The sequence below is a fragment of the Paenibacillus cookii genome (genome assembly GCF_018333375.1).
GTDB lineage: Bacteria > Bacillota > Bacilli > Paenibacillales > Paenibacillaceae > Paenibacillus_AQ > Paenibacillus_AQ cookii.
In genome coordinates, this window is record NZ_BORW01000033.1 from 1 (window position 1) to 14080 (window position 14080).

The 14080-nt window shown below is 51.8% G+C and carries 15 protein-coding genes and 1 riboswitch; of the genes, 13 read left to right on the forward strand and 2 right to left on the reverse strand.

Going from position 1 to position 14080, the window contains the following annotated elements:
• Window positions 1–153: 153 nt before the first annotated feature.
• The gene (locus KI367_RS21695) at window positions 154–678 is read right to left on the reverse strand and encodes a hypothetical protein (RefSeq protein WP_036712679.1); all 525 of its coding nucleotides are present in this window, start codon (window positions 676–678) and stop codon (window positions 154–156) included.
• Window positions 679–889: 211 nt separating this feature from the next.
• Between KI367_RS21695 and KI367_RS21700 the strand changes: the two genes are divergently transcribed.
• From KI367_RS21700 to rsmI, 10 genes are all read left to right on the forward strand, one after another.
• On the forward strand, window positions 890–1078 hold the full coding sequence (locus KI367_RS21700; RefSeq protein WP_036712682.1) for a sigma factor G inhibitor Gin: 189 nt from the start codon (window positions 890–892) through the stop codon (window positions 1076–1078).
• Window positions 1079–1399: 321 nt separating this feature from the next.
• Window positions 1400–3001 carry an aminotransferase class I/II-fold pyridoxal phosphate-dependent enzyme gene (locus KI367_RS21705; RefSeq protein ID WP_212952142.1) on the forward strand — a complete coding sequence of 534 codons (1602 nt, stop codon included), beginning with the start codon at window positions 1400–1402 and terminating at the stop codon, window positions 2999–3001.
• A 219-nt stretch (window positions 3002–3220) separates the two neighbouring features.
• Window positions 3221–3865 (forward strand): dTMP kinase, encoded by a 645-nt coding sequence (gene tmk / locus KI367_RS21710; protein WP_036712685.1) that lies wholly within the window; start codon window positions 3221–3223, stop codon window positions 3863–3865.
• Window positions 3866–3931: 66 nt separating this feature from the next.
• Entirely contained in the window at window positions 3932–4261 is a 330-nt protein-coding gene (gene darA, locus KI367_RS21715; RefSeq protein WP_036712689.1) for a cyclic di-AMP receptor DarA, read from the forward strand.
• Between the two features lie 338 nt (window positions 4262–4599).
• Window positions 4600–5043, forward strand: a complete 444-nt coding sequence (locus KI367_RS21720; RefSeq protein ID WP_036712693.1) for a YaaR family protein — start codon at window positions 4600–4602, stop codon at window positions 5041–5043.
• Between the two features lie 211 nt (window positions 5044–5254).
• Window positions 5255–6229, forward strand: a complete 975-nt coding sequence (gene holB, locus KI367_RS21725) for a DNA polymerase III subunit delta' (protein WP_212952143.1) — start codon at window positions 5255–5257, stop codon at window positions 6227–6229.
• Window positions 6230–6276: 47 nt separating this feature from the next.
• Window positions 6277–7077, forward strand: a complete 801-nt coding sequence (locus tag KI367_RS21730; RefSeq protein ID WP_036712696.1) for a PSP1 domain-containing protein — start codon at window positions 6277–6279, stop codon at window positions 7075–7077.
• A 28-nt stretch (window positions 7078–7105) separates the two neighbouring features.
• Window positions 7106–7468 (forward strand): DNA replication initiation control protein YabA, encoded by a 363-nt coding sequence (yabA, locus tag KI367_RS21735; RefSeq protein WP_036712698.1) that lies wholly within the window; start codon window positions 7106–7108, stop codon window positions 7466–7468.
• Between the two features lie 117 nt (window positions 7469–7585).
• Window positions 7586–8347 carry a tRNA1(Val) (adenine(37)-N6)-methyltransferase gene (locus KI367_RS21740; protein WP_036712700.1) on the forward strand — a complete coding sequence of 254 codons (762 nt, stop codon included), beginning with the start codon at window positions 7586–7588 and terminating at the stop codon, window positions 8345–8347.
• Window positions 8344–9228 (forward strand): 16S rRNA (cytidine(1402)-2'-O)-methyltransferase, encoded by an 885-nt coding sequence (rsmI, locus tag KI367_RS21745; protein WP_212952144.1) that lies wholly within the window; start codon window positions 8344–8346, stop codon window positions 9226–9228. Before KI367_RS21740 ends, rsmI begins: the two co-directional genes overlap by 4 nt.
• A 209-nt stretch (window positions 9229–9437) precedes the next feature.
• On the opposite strand, the gene KI367_RS21750 is transcribed toward rsmI, so the two are convergent.
• Window positions 9438–9692 carry an AbrB/MazE/SpoVT family DNA-binding domain-containing protein gene (locus tag KI367_RS21750; protein ID WP_036712714.1) on the reverse strand — a complete coding sequence of 85 codons (255 nt, stop codon included), beginning with the start codon at window positions 9690–9692 and terminating at the stop codon, window positions 9438–9440.
• A 311-nt stretch (window positions 9693–10003) separates the two neighbouring features.
• Here KI367_RS21750 and KI367_RS21755 point away from each other — a divergent pair, with 311 nt between their 5' ends.
• The 3 genes from KI367_RS21755 to KI367_RS21765 all read left to right on the forward strand — a co-directional run bounded on the left by KI367_RS21755 (window position 10004) and on the right by KI367_RS21765 (window position 14010).
• The gene (locus tag KI367_RS21755) at window positions 10004–11284 is read left to right on the forward strand and encodes an HD domain-containing protein (RefSeq protein WP_212952145.1); all 1281 of its coding nucleotides are present in this window, start codon (window positions 10004–10006) and stop codon (window positions 11282–11284) included.
• A 67-nt stretch (window positions 11285–11351) separates the two neighbouring features.
• The gene (locus KI367_RS21760; protein WP_036712719.1) at window positions 11352–12122 is read left to right on the forward strand and encodes a TatD family hydrolase; all 771 of its coding nucleotides are present in this window, start codon (window positions 11352–11354) and stop codon (window positions 12120–12122) included.
• 214 nt (window positions 12123–12336) lie between these two features.
• Window positions 12337–12561: riboswitch (cyclic di-AMP (ydaO/yuaA leader) on the forward strand.
• 270 nt (window positions 12562–12831) lie between these two features.
• Entirely contained in the window at window positions 12832–14010 is a 1179-nt protein-coding gene (locus KI367_RS21765) for a resuscitation-promoting factor (RefSeq protein ID WP_212952146.1), read from the forward strand.
• Window positions 14011–14080: the final 70 nt, after the last annotated feature.

The following is a 14080-nucleotide window of genomic DNA, read 5'->3' on the forward strand; positions in this document are numbered from 1 at the left end:
TAAGTGAAAGAGGCAAATTACACTGAGCCTGAACAATTTATTGTCAGGCTAGCGTCTTTAGGCGCAGTTTGGCAACAGGGGGTTATACCCCAAGTGCAAACCACCCGTTGGACGGGTGGTTATGATTCAGCGGGAATCATCTGCATAAATGAATCACTGTTTGTAGTAAGAGATATCCTGGGCGTTAAATTTGATCATGCCGTCTTTGCTGAGGCGGGACAGGCGGGCATAGGCATAGAAACGCGGCAGCAACAGCCAGAAGTGCCAGAACAACAAAGAGACGACAAATGAAAGAGGCGACAGGAACAGAAATATAAGAAAGAGAACGAGCCCTATGCCTGTAATATACGTATAGACCTTGCGAAACAAACGCAAACTGATATGCTGGTCCGTAACGTATCCGATCCAAGGCAGCCGCATGGAGAACCTCCACCGTTTGTGGTAAGCAGGTCCGGCAAGGAGCAGTACCGAGCGCGAGATGACATAATGGATCCAGAAAACGAGCGGAGCTGCCAAGGCAAAATAAAACGGGCTTTTCCAGGAAATCATGACGGTCTCGGCAATGAGCGCGATATAAGGAAGAAGGAGATAACAGCGGACGAACATCCGCTTTACCGGAATCCTTTTGATTAACTTATAATGATAAAAGGTAGCGTTACTATGGTTTTCCTCAATCATAGGAAAATAGCGTTCCTCCCTCATGTCTTTATTTCATATATCGGCTGATGGAAAGCAATTCGTTAAGTTTTCTTGTACAAACACGCGTTTAGTCGCAGTTGCATAAGAATGGTGTAGGTCATTGGGGATATGAAACGACTATGAAAGGGTTTAAAATAATAGAAAATGAGCCATACTTCATAGTAATCAAAGGAACAAGGTGGGATGGATGATGGAAGACAATCATACCGAACACGTCTGTATTATTTGCGGCCAAGCAAAAGAGGAAGGGATCACCATTGTGTCCCAGTTCATTTGCGAGGATTGCGAAAGCGAAATGGTGCACACCGATGCTGGCGATGCAAAATATCATTTTTTCATTCATCAGATGAGACAGATCAGCATGCAGACACAAGCGTAAGGCAACCTTGGCAACATATTCAAAAATAGCCTCGATACCGTTGGATATATCGTGCACCGCAAAATTGCGGACGAAGGAAGGGTAGGCGTGAAGCCTGCCCTTTTTTTAAGATTCTGAAAATAACCGGGGAATGACACCGGAAAAGGAAGGGCGTAGGGCAGCTCCTAGCAGCAACAGCCGCTCAGGATGGCAGGTGTTTTTACTGTGAGGGCCTTCAAACAGCTTCTGCACACGCTAGCGGCGTCTTATGTTTCAATTCGCTGGATGGTTCAATATGCGGTAAAATAGGGTATAGATTGAAACCGGAAGGACCGAATCGAAATGGGCACAGAAAAGCTGGAAAAGGGAAAAGCGCCTTTATTCGAGGCGTTGCAACAATATAAAAACGGAAGGCAAGCCTCCTTCCACGTACCCGGCCACAAAAAAGGCCGAGCCTATGCCTCCTTTGGAGGGGCGGGCTTCCTGGATCAGGTCATGGAGGCCGATGTCACGGAAATTACAGGGACGGATGACCTTCATCATCCGGAAGGCGTTATCCGGGATGCGCAGCTGCTTGCGGCGGATTGTTTCGGGGCGGAGGAAAGTTATTTCCTTGTCGGCGGCAGCACGTCCGGCAACTTGGCCATGATTCTGACCGTTTGCTCGCATCCGGGGGATCTGTTGCTGGTTCAACGCAATGTACATAAGTCGGTATTAAACGGCCTGATGCTGGCCGGAGCCAAAGCGGTGTTTCTCGAGCCGCAGGTGGACGAGTCCAGCGGGCTGGCTACGGCGCCGTCAGCCGAGACGGTCGCCGCCGCGTTAGCCGCCTATCCGGAGGCCAAAGGCGTGCTTGTCACCATGCCCAACTATTACGGCATGGGAACAGATTTGGCGCCGCTCGCCGAGGCCTGCCACCGGCACGACGTGCCGCTGCTCGTGGACGAGGCGCACGGCGCCCATTACGGGCAGCATCCCCGGCTGCCCCGAAGCGCACTGGCCAGCGGCGCGGACGTCGTCGTCCAATCGACGCACAAGATGCTGGCCGCGCTCACCATGGGAGCCATGCTGCACGTCCAAGGTCCGCGGGTGAACCGCGGACTGCTCCGCCAGCGGCTCGCCATGGTGCAAAGCTCGAGCCCATCCTACCCGGTGATGGGCTCTCTCGACCTGGCGCGGCGCCAGCTGCACGTGCAGGGCGCCGCGGCTTTCACGGCGGGGCTTGCCGCCGTGGAAAGCCTGAAGCGCGGCCTCCAAGAGCTGCCGCGCTTCGGGCTGCTGCAGCCGCGGGCGCAGCAGCAACAAGATGCCGCCGGCGCAGCATCGGCGGCCTATGCCACGCAGGACCCGTTCAAGGTGGTCATATATGACCGCACCGGGGTCCTGAGCGGCTACGAGCTGCAGCACCGGCTTGAAGCCTGGGGCTGCATTCCCGAGATGAGCGATGACCGGTACGTGGTCCTGCTCTATAGTTTGGGGTCGACGGAGGAGGACACCCGTCACCTTTTGAAGGCCCTTTCGCATATATCTGTAGAGAAGGCGGACGCCCAGCCGCTGCATTTTTCGTCAGGCGCCCCGGTACAGCATGCTTCGCTGCCGGTCGACAGCCGGGAAGAGAACGTTCATGTCGAATTTTCCACGTGGAACATTTTTGACCAAGCGGCTTTTTCCGAGCCGATCGCTTTCAGCCTCATCCCGGTGGAACTTGATGAGACGGAAGCCATTTCGCTCGATGCGTGCGCAGACAGAGTGGCGGCGGAGATGGTGATCCCGTACCCGCCGGGGATTCCGATTCTGTATCCGGGCGAACGGATCACCGAATCGGTGGCACTGAAATTGAAAAGGCTTGCCCATTCCGGCGCTAAATGCCAGGGCGTGCGGGATCCGAAGTTGGGAACGATCCTTGTCCGCAAGCGTGGAAGTCATGCGGAAAGCGGAAAATGAATGCCGTATCCTTGCAAAGGAACCAAAGGCCAAACGTGGGCAGTTGCCGGCATATGGGGACTGTCCGTTCCAGGCGATGTTTCCGGATGCGGCGCATGTACCGCCCTGACGGATAAAAGGATGCACCAACACCAAGAGCAGGAATCAACGCGGTGTTGGCGCATCGAACCGTGGCAATTGACGCAACCTAAAAATAGCAAAAGAGCAGGAGAATGTTGAATGAGCAAAAGCAAGGGAATATTCGTTACGCTGGAAGGAGGAGAGGGTTCCGGAAAAACGACGGTGATCGCCAAGCTGAAGGATTATCTGGAAAAACGCTCCGTACCTTATATCGTGACGCGCGAGCCGGGCGGCATCGAAATTGCCGAGAAAATACGCGAAATCATTTTGAACCCGAGCCATACGGCAATGGACTCCCGCACGGAGGCTTTGCTGTATGCGGCATCGCGCAGCCAGCATTTGGCGGAAAAGGTCGAGCCGGCCTTGGCGGAAGGCAAGCTGGTGCTTTGCGACCGCTTCGTGGACAGCAGCCTTGTCTATCAGGGATATGCCCGCGGAATCGGGATGGATGAAGTATGGGCTATCAATCAATTTGCCATCCATGACCGGATGCCGCAGCTTACGTTCTACTTGGACATCGAACCGGAAGCCGGATTGGCGCGGATTGCCGCCAGCCGGGACCGGGAAGTGAATCGCCTCGATTTGGAGGACTTATCGTTCCATCATAAAGTACGGGAAGGATACTTGCAGCTTGCCGAACGTTTTCAGGACAGAATCGTCGTGATCGATGCTTCGCAAACCGTGGAAAATGTCGAACAAGAGATAATCCGTAGCTTGGAAGAGCGGATTTTAAAGGATTTTTGAGGAGCTTTGTCAAATAAGTAAGTATGGCTCATTGCAGGCCAAAATTCAAAGAGGAGGGAATGCAGGATGAAACTGATCGTTGCGATTGTACAGGATAAAGACAGCAACCGTTTGTCAGCGGGGTTGGTGAAGGCGAATTTTAGGGCGACAAAACTGGCAAGCACCGGCGGATTTCTTCGGGCGGGAAACACCACATTTATGATCGGGGTGGACGACAGTCAGGTCGAGGCCGTCATGAACGTCATCCGCAGCAGTTGTAAAGTCAGGGAACAGCTTGTAACCCCGGTTACGCCGATGAGCGGCACGACAGATTCTTATTTGCCTCTCCCCGTTGAAGTTCAAGTGGGCGGAGCCACCGTATTCGTGCTCCCGGTAGACCGGTTTGAACATTTCTAAAATGAGGAAGTTCCCGAAAATCGAAAGAGCCGCCTCGTAAACGACAATAGTTGGACGAGAGGCATGTTGCTTTCTATATTGTACCCGGGGCAAAGGCATTGCCATTTGCAAAGCCTGTGAAACCTCAAAGGCGATGCTGCAAATCGAGCCACGATATGGGGCTGCTGATGATTCGCGCTTAGTATAGCGCCTATAGATTCATCCAGTCAGTCCCTTCAGCGGCCATCCATGTTGCAGCATGCCGAACCATCTCATGGATGCGAACGCAAATCGCTTCAGTATAAGGCATATCGTTTAGCCTGGTTATTATTTTTGGCAGCCAAAGGCAGGAGATATACGTGAAAATCAACCCGGGGTTTAGGCCCATTAAAAGCGAACTTCCGGTAACGGACGGCTTAACCAAACCCGTTCAGCAAAAATCCTTCCTGGACGTCATGCAGCAGCAGAAGGAAACGGCCTCGCAGGAGGAACTCGGCCGCCGGTTCAAGGAGATCCAGATGCAAGGAGAACGCCTTGCCCGTTCCATGACCATCCGCGAGCTTAAAGCATACCGTCTGCTGGTGAAACGATTTTTGGAGGACACGGTAAGACGCGGCGTTACCATGAAGGAAGCGCGGGGCTGGGACCGTCGCGGACGGGGAAAACGTTATAAATTAATCGATGAGATTGATGCGGCATTACTCGAAATGGCCGATGAAATGCTGGAAAGCGAGCAAGGAAAAATCGAGCTGCTGCAGCGGATCGGCGAAATCCGCGGGATGCTGATCAATCTCGTTTTTTGAAGAAATAGGAATGAACAACTTCGCCCTGTCATGATAAACTAGAGATAGTACCGATCATCATGAAGACAGATTTAAAGGGGAGATTCTGCAAAATCCCGGACGGATTTCAGAGCTGCTGCCGGTTATGGAGAAGCCTGAAACGATAGGCGCTGCCGACGGCTTGCCGAAATGTTTCTGCGGTTTTGCAAAATCTTTAAGGAAGAGAGGAACTATGTCTTTTCAGGATATTATGGGACAGGATGTGGCGAAGAAGCTGCTGCAAAATGCGCTTCGCAGCGATTCCGTCAGCCATGCTTACATTTTCAGCGGGCCGGCCGGCTGCGGGCAGATGAAGACGGCAACCGCGTTTGCGCAGGCGCTGTTCTGTACCGAGCGCGTGGATGATGCCTGCGGGCAATGCTTGGAATGCCGCAAGGTCCAGCACGGCAACCATCCCGATCTGCATCTTCTCGCTCCCGAAGGTTCGTCCATCAAAATAGATCAGATCCGCGAATTGCAGCGGGTCTTTTCCTATCGTTCGGAATCGGAGAATCCGAAGGTGTATATCATAGACCATGCGGATGCGATGACGGTGCAGGCCGCCAACAGCCTGCTTAAATTTTTGGAGGAGCCCCCGGTTCCGGCCGTGGCCGTCCTGATTACCGAAAATGGACAAGCCCTGCTGCCGACGATTCAATCGCGGGCCCAGACGATTCCCTTTTTTCCGCTGAATCCCGGAATGATGCTGCAGCAGTTGGTCGACGAAGGATACCCGGCGGCGCTTGCGCGCTGTGCGGTGCATTTATCCTCCGGACTGGACGGATGCCGCGAAATGATCGAGCAGAATTGGTTTGCAGAAATTAGAAACGTAGTGTTACAATTAGGGAAGGAAGCCCTCGGACGAGGCAGCTCCGCTCTGGTGACCGCAGGGCAGAAGGTGTTTAAGGCCGGGCTCTCCGATCATCTGGATTTACTGTTAAGCTTGTTTCATTTGTGGTTCAAAGATATGCTTCACGTCCAGTACGGAAGGCACGAAAGTATCGTTTTTATAGATCAGCTGGAGTTCTTGTCCACGCATGCATCATCCCGCAGCACAGCACAATGGGTCTCCTATATGGATTTGGCCGCAGAGTGCCGGAAAAAATTGCGCTACAATGTGAATGGCCAACTTTGTATTGAACAATTTTTGATCGGTTTGGAAGGATAGCTTCATGGCCAGCCAATTTTTTCTCTGGCATACAAGGGGGTTAGTTTTTGTACAGTGTAGTGGGCGTCCGTTTTAAGAAAGCGGGCAAAATTTATTACTTCGATCCGCTTGATTTTCCGATTGAAAAGGATCATAGCGTTATCGTTGAGACGGCGCGCGGCATCGAGTATGGTAAAGTTGTGGTCGGCAAAAAAGAGGTGCAGGAAGCCGACGTGGTCCTGCCGCTCAAAAAGGTGATACGCATCGCCGGCGAAGCCGACGCACGCGTTGTGGAAGAGAACAAGCAGGCCGCGAAAGAAGCTTTTACGACCTGTTTAAATAAAATCCGCGATCATGGGCTCAAAATGAAGCTGGTGGACGTGGAATTTACGTTTGACCGTAACAAAATCATTTTTTATTTTACGGCTGAGGGAAGAGTGGATTTCCGGGAGCTGGTCAAAGATTTGGCCGGGATTTTCCGGACGCGGATCGAGCTCAGGCAAATCGGGGTCCGGGACGAAGCGAAGATGCTGGGCGGAATCGGCCCATGCGGTCGCATCCTTTGCTGCTCCTCGTGGCTCGGCGACTTTGAGCCGGTATCCATCAAAATGGCCAAGGACCAAAGCTTATCGCTGAATCCGACCAAAATTTCCGGTTTATGCGGAAGACTTATGTGCTGTTTGAAATATGAGCATGATAATTATGAAAGTGTGAAGGAAGAACTGCCATCGGTAGGCAAAATCGTCATCACGTCTTTGGGCGAAGGCAAAGTGGTCGGCATCAACGCCGAAAACCGTTCCGTTCATGTCCAGCTGTTTGACATCGGCAAGGTGAAGGAACTGCAAATGGATGACGTTGTCATTAAGTAGACCATAGGGTTACTTTCGGGGTGGAGACTTGGAAAAGAAAAGTATTTTTGCACACATTCAAGAAATGGAAACACAAATGGGACAGATCCACAGTGATCTGGGTGAAATGAAGCTGATTATGAAAGAACTGCTGGAGGAGAACCACCGACTGACGTTGGAAAACGAACACCTCCGCAAAATATTGAAGGAAGCTGTGCCCGCTGAAGAGGGAGCTCCTTTGCCGCAGCCTCATGTCCCGATCAAACCCGAGCATCCCAGCGATGTCGTGGGCGAAGGGTATGACAATTTGGCACGGCTTTATCATGAAGGCTTTCACATTTGCAACGTGTATTATGGACATTTGCGCACGGAAGGCGACTGCCTTTTCTGTCTGTCTTTTTTGAATAAATGAAGCCGTAGGAGCGATTCCTACGGTTTTTTTTCAAGAAATAAAGCATTTATAATGAAACGGGTCCGTAAGTGTAAACTTTGACGGATAGAGAACAATAGATAAAGGAAAATGGAACCGATGAATATGGACAAAAGTCTTTTGGAGCCGTCGGAACGCATCGACGATCTGTTGACGCATGATCTGCACATCATTCAAAGCGACGAGGTATTCAGCTTTTCGATGGATGCCGTTTTGCTGGCCCGGTTTGCCGGCATACCGCCAAGAGGAAAAATTTTGGACCTCTGCACGGGGAACGGGGTCATACCGCTGCTGCTGAGCACGCGCACCAAAGCGCACATCGAAGGGATCGAGATTCAGCCTAGGCTTGCCGGTATGGCCAAACGCAGCGTGGCGATGAACGGGATGGAAGACCGGATCGTCATTCGGGAGGGAGATTTAAGGGAGCTTTATAAGGAGACGGGACATCAGGCTTATGATGCCATTACCGTCAATCCGCCTTACATGCCGCTGAACGGAAGCGACATCAAACTCAACCCGCATCAGGCGATTGCCCGCCATGAAATCAGCTGCACGCTGGAGGAGGTCATCCAAGCCTGCTTCAGATTGGTCAAGCCGGGAGGAAAGGTAAGCATGGTTCATAAACCGTCGCGTCTCGGCGATATCATCGCTTTGATGCGAAAACATAGGCTGGAGCCGAAACGGATGCGTTTCGTTCATCCCCGTGCCCATCTGGAGGCCAACATGGTGTTGATCGAATGCATACGGGAGGGGAAACCGGAGGTAAGGCTGCTTCCGCCGCTGATCGTTTATGACGAGCAAAACCGATATTGTCCGGAAATCATGGAAATTTACTACGGTTCCAAAGAGGGAGAAGCATGAGTCTGACACGACAAAGCAGTTTTCAAAACCGGTCCGGAGACGGCAAAGGGGCTCTGTATCTTGTCGCTACGCCGATCGGGAATTTGGAGGATATGACGTTTCGGGCCATACGGACGTTAAAGGAATGCGACATCATCGCGGCAGAGGATACGCGCCAGACGCGAAAACTGCTGACGCATTTCGAGATTAGCCCGCAAATGCTGTTCAGCTACCATGAGCATAACAAGGGGGCAAGCGGACCGGAATTAATACGCTATATAATAGAAGGAAAAAATTTGGCGCTTGTCAGCGACGCCGGTCTGCCGGCGATTTCCGACCCCGGGGCTGATCTCGTCAAGCTGGCGGTCGAGGAAGGGATCAGCGTCATACCGATTCCGGGAGCCAATGCGGCGCTGTCGTCTTTGATCGCATCCGGCCTTCCGACCGACCGTTTTACCTTTATCGGGTTCCTTCCCCGGGAACGCAAAGATGTGGAGGAGACGCTTCAATCTTTTCAGTCGGCCCAGGGGACGCTGCTGTTTTACGAATCGCCGCACCGGGTCATCAAAACGTTGACCGCGATCCAAAGCGTGCTTGGAAACCGAAAAGTCGTATTGGCGCGGGAACTGACGAAACGTTACGAGGAATTTGTGCGCGGGGACGTCCAGGAATGTCTCGACTATCTTCAGGAGCATCCGCCGCAGGGCGAATATTGCGTGGTCGTGGAAGGCACGAGCCCGGAAGAGGAGCAGGAGCGGCTGGCCGCATGGTGGCAGAACCTGACGATCGAGGAGCATGTGGCGCACTACGAGGCACAAGGAATTCCGCGCAAAGAGGCCATGAAAAAAACCGCGGTCGACCGCGGCGTCTCCAAGCGCGATATTTATAACGCATTGATTTGAGCCTGCTGCAGATGCCCAATGCCTTGGCTGCCGAAACCAAGCCCGCTTGCGGGAAGCGTGCCTTAAGGCCCATAACCTGCGGCGGGCAACGCAGCCGGCGGGACAAAAAAATGTCTCCAAAGGCCGGGTTCTTAGCCTAGGAGACACCAAGGAGATATGAAAAAGGTTAGAATTAACAAATAGAATAATACTATTATATACTAAAAAACTTAATTTGTCACAGGTGTTGGGATTTCCGAGATGCAATCGTGGCAAACAATTTTTCCTTTGAAGTAAGTCACGTTCTCGGCATTGCCGCAAAAGATGCAAGCAGGCTCATATTTCTTGAGCATAATGCGTTCTCCGTCCACGTAAATTTCCAATGCGTCTTTTTCCCCGATGCCCAGTGTGCGGCGCAATTCAATCGGAATAACGACCCGGCCCAGTTCATCTACTTTTCTTACAATACCAGTTGATTTCATCATAACTGATCATTGCTCCTCTCGCCATAGTTTTATAGTGCCATAATTCGACAACGTTCTCTCTTTTATGATATCAATAATACCAACGATTCCCAAAACAGTCAACCTGCAAATTCGTCGCCAAAATGAAAACAGATTGCATGGCACCTGGGATATCACTCATACCAGGATTCTTTTCCCATTATATATCCTTGGTAGGATAATGTCGATTTGGAAATCAATTTTTCTCCCTAAAACGACACTATTCGACACACATTGTCGAAAAAAGTTCAAAAATAGTTTAATTTTAAGCTTTTAAAAAGGAGATGAGTCGCATGCATACCTTAAATGAAGAAAAAGTGTTCAAGGACCCCGTACATAATTACATTCATGTCCAACACTCCACCATCTGGCGGCTGATTAACACGGCGGAGTTCCAGAGGCTGCGGCGGATCCGCCAACTAGGCACCTCGTATTTGACGTTCCACGGGGCGGAGCACAGCCGGTTCTCCCACTCGCTTGGCGTGTATGAAATTACACGCCGCATCATATCCCAATTCGAGCGAAGCGGCTACGCGGATTGGCCGAACAGCGAGAAACTGTTAACCCTCTGCGCCGCCTTGCTGCATGACCTGGGACACGGCCCCTTTTCCCACTCGATCGAAGAGGCGTTCCGGATGGACCATGAGGATTGGACCCGCCGCATTATTCTCGGGGATACCGAAGTAAACGCGATTTTGACCGAGGTGGCCGAAGACTTTCCCGCCAAGGTCGCATCGGTAATCGCCAAGGATTACGAGCATCCGATCGTGGTCAATCTGGTGTCGAGTCCGCTGGACGCCGACCGGATGGACTATTTGCTGCGGGATGCTTATTACACGGGCGTCAATTACGGAACGATCGACATCGACCGGATCCTGCGCATGCTTCGTCCGTACCAGGGAAGAATCGTCGTGAAGGAATCGGGGATGCATGCGGTGGAAGATTACCTGATGTCCCGGTACCAGATGTATTGGCAGGTTTATTTCCATCCGGTGACGCGCAGTTCGGAAATCATTTTGCGGCAGATCTTCCGGCGCGCGAAGGAGCTATACCGGGATAACTACGTTTTTGGCTTCATGATTGAGCCGCTTCCGGGGCTTTTCGAAGACCGGCTGACCGTGCAGGATTATTTGAAACTCGATGAAGCGCTGATCCAAACCGTGTTTTCGCAATGGACGAACGAAAAAGACGCCGTGCTGAGCGAGCTTTGCAGCCGTTTTATGCATCGCAGGCTGTATAAATATGTGGAAGTGGAATCGGTGGATCTGGAAATGATCGAAGAGATCCGCCGCGATTTTGAGCGGGTCGGCCTGAATCCCGAATACGATCTCGAGATTGATTTTCCGACGGATCTTCCGTACGATGTATTTCGGCCGGGAGACGGATCCAGCCAAAAGCAGATTCTGCTGCTTGACCGGGACGAACGCCTGCGGGAAATATCGGAGGTGTCGGATATTGTCCGCTCCATCAGCGGCATACACCGCGGGAAATATCACTTATATTATCCGGGGGCGAAAATGAAAGACGTTATTTCTTCCCTATCCGACCCGGTTTCCCGCATTTTCAAGCGATAACGACAGCATGATTCACGGATTTGCCCCATATTAATCTATGCTTTATGACACGAAGGGAGTTCCAGACATGAATTTATTCGACACGCATACGCATTTGGACGCGCCGCAGTTCGACGAGGACCGCGAAGAGACCATTCGCCGCGCCGTGGAAAACGGCGTCAGCCGGATGATCAACGTCGGTTTTAACCGCGAAACGATTCCGTCCACGATGAAGCTTGCGGAAACGCATGATTTTATATACGCCGCCGTCGGCTGGCATCCTCAGGATGCGATCACGATGAAGGAAGGGGATCTCGAATGGATTGCATCTTTATGCAGCCATGAAAAAGTCGTGGCCATCGGCGAAATCGGGCTCGATTATTATTGGGATACCTCCCCGAAAGACGTGCAGCACCGGGTTTTGCGCCAGCAAATCGGGTTGGCCCGGGAGCTCGGCATGCCGATCGTGATCCATAACCGGGATGCGCACGAGGATATCGTGAAAATCCTGCGGGAGGAAAAGGCCAGCGAGGTCGGAGGCGTCATGCACTCCTACTCCGGCAGCTGGGAAACGGCCAAGTTATGCCTGAACATGGGGTTCCATCTATCCTTCGGAGGACCGATCACGTTCAAAAACGCCAGACAGCCCAAGGAAGTGCTTGCGCAGGTTCCGATGGACCGGCTGCTGATCGAAACCGACTCTCCGTACCTGACGCCGCACCCATTCCGGGGGAAGCGAAATGAGTCTGCCAACGTTCGTTTGGTAGCCGAGGCAGCTGCCCAGATTAAGGGGGTCGAGGTGGAGGAAATTGCCCGAATCACCACCCAAAATGCACTGGAACGATTTGGAATTAAGTGAAAACGGGAGAAAAACAGCTGAAAAAACGAGCATGAACGAAGCATTAAAGAATTTTAACCAAAAAAACCATGAATATTACAAATTTTTAACCATATATTCAAATAAACGTTGTTGATTCCCGCTTTACAACATGCATCAAAACAGGATATCATCTTTTCAGTGAACTTGGGCTGCTGTAAGCCGCTTCCTTTTTCGGCATCGCGGCAGCCTCCGTGAACCAATCTCGCTGAGTCTTTCGGTCTCGAAAGAGCGGGGGAACCAATACATAGAGCGCGGCGGTCCCTTTTATACCGACCCGGGCTCGGGATGTATTTGATTTCTTTTCAGGGTCTCAGGGGTGAATTCGGCGCGGTCCGCCATGAGCGGGCTGGCGTTGATCGGGCGGCTCTCTTTCGCCCAAACCCGACAGCTAACCCCGTAAGCGACATAAAGAGAGGGTTTCGTGCATTTACTTTTCCGTCATTCTGACATCCAGGGAAGCCACGAAGGAGACCTCATAAGCTCTTAGCTGGCTTCTTTTGTTTTTGAATAATGGAGAAGGCGTCGTCATACTGTTGTAAAACGGGAGGCGACAAATCATGAAAAAAAGATAGGTTCATGGTGCAAGAACGCATGCTCCTTATGTGTTCTTGTAAAAAATCGAGTATAGCCCGCGTCAAATCATTCATGCGTAACTCTAATGGCGAGGCTATGAAGGAGGATCGAGAAGGTGGGCATTTTCCATCAAGAAGAGACCCATGATTCAAAAATCTCCAGCATGTCTTACGCATTGCGATGGAAGCATGAGAATTTGCGCCAAATCTCTACTGCAGCTATCGTTACGATCGCGGTCACCATCATGATTTTGCTGCTGGTCAACTCATCCACGCGCAAACAGGTGTACCTGGTGGTAGACGGTCAGGTCAAAAAGATTCAGACTCACAAATCCGTTTTACAAGAAATGCTGGATGAGCAGGCAATCAGCCTCAAACCGGAAGATCAAGTCTCCATGCCGCTGAGCGGATCGCTCCAGAATGGTGACAAAGTGGTGATCGACCGCGCCGCTCCCGTTCAATTGACGGTGGACGGGGCAACGAAAAAGTTGTATACCACCAAAGACACGGTTGGCGACGTATTGAAGGAGTTCGGCGTATCGCTCAAAGAACACGATAAAGTCACTCCGGCTCTGACCGAGCGGGTGACGGGCCAAACGGATATCCGTATCGTGCGCGTCAACAAGCAAGTCGTGGACCGCCATGAAAGTTTGCCTTTCCGCGTCATCAAGACGGCAGATCCCAGCCTGACGGTCGGCGATAACCGCGTCATTCAGCAGGGAAAGCCCGGCGTGATGGTGCAGCACATCGAAAAGGTATATCATGACGGCCAAATGGTATCCATGCGCATGGTGGGCAAGGAAGTGCAGGCGAAAACGCTGGATAAAATCATCGCCGTGGGCACGAAGAAAAAACCGGCTCCGCCTGTCGTCGTTCAAACAGCGGCCGTTAAATCTTCTTCCACCGCCAAAACTTCATCAGCCGCCAAAACGAAAAAAACCGTAAGCAGCAATAACCGCGTAAGCAAAGCCGGTGTTGATTTCTCATATAAAAAAATGATTCATGTCTCGATGACGGCTTATTCTGCCGGCGAACCCGGAATCGGTACCCGTACCGCTACGGGAACGCGGGTCACGGAAGGCCGCACCATCGCCGTGGATCCGAACGTGATTCCGCTCGGCTGGTGGGTGTACATCGAAGGCATCGGCTTCCGCCGTGCCGAAGATACGGGCGGCGCCATTAAGGGCAACAAGATCGACCTCTACTATGACTCCGTGAAGCGCGCCAACAACTTCGGCCGCAAATCCGGGATGAAAGTATACGTCATCGGCCCCGTGAAGCCGCAATTGAATTAATTTCGTTTTACAATGTCATTCTAATGTTATAGTATTATGATCATGAAAATGTCATGCTAAAGAAGAGGAG

Coding starts and splice junctions, on each gene's coding strand:
- KI367_RS21695 (WP_036712679.1), bottom strand. CDS start 678: ATGATTGAGGAAAACCATAGTAACGCTACCTTTTATCATTATAAGTTA.
- KI367_RS21700 (WP_036712682.1), top strand. CDS start 890: ATGGAAGACAATCATACCGAACACGTCTGTATTATTTGCGGCCAAGCA.
- KI367_RS21705 (WP_212952142.1), top strand. CDS start 1,400: ATGGGCACAGAAAAGCTGGAAAAGGGAAAAGCGCCTTTATTCGAGGCG.
- tmk (WP_036712685.1), top strand. CDS start 3,221: ATGAGCAAAAGCAAGGGAATATTCGTTACGCTGGAAGGAGGAGAGGGT.
- darA (WP_036712689.1), top strand. CDS start 3,932: ATGAAACTGATCGTTGCGATTGTACAGGATAAAGACAGCAACCGTTTG.
- holB (WP_212952143.1), top strand. CDS start 5,255: ATGTCTTTTCAGGATATTATGGGACAGGATGTGGCGAAGAAGCTGCTG.
- KI367_RS21740 (WP_036712700.1), top strand. CDS start 7,586: ATGAATATGGACAAAAGTCTTTTGGAGCCGTCGGAACGCATCGACGAT.
- rsmI (WP_212952144.1), top strand. CDS start 8,344: ATGAGTCTGACACGACAAAGCAGTTTTCAAAACCGGTCCGGAGACGGC.
- KI367_RS21750 (WP_036712714.1), bottom strand. CDS start 9,692: ATGATGAAATCAACTGGTATTGTAAGAAAAGTAGATGAACTGGGCCGG.
- KI367_RS21755 (WP_212952145.1), top strand. CDS start 10,004: ATGCATACCTTAAATGAAGAAAAAGTGTTCAAGGACCCCGTACATAAT.
- KI367_RS21760 (WP_036712719.1), top strand. CDS start 11,352: ATGAATTTATTCGACACGCATACGCATTTGGACGCGCCGCAGTTCGAC.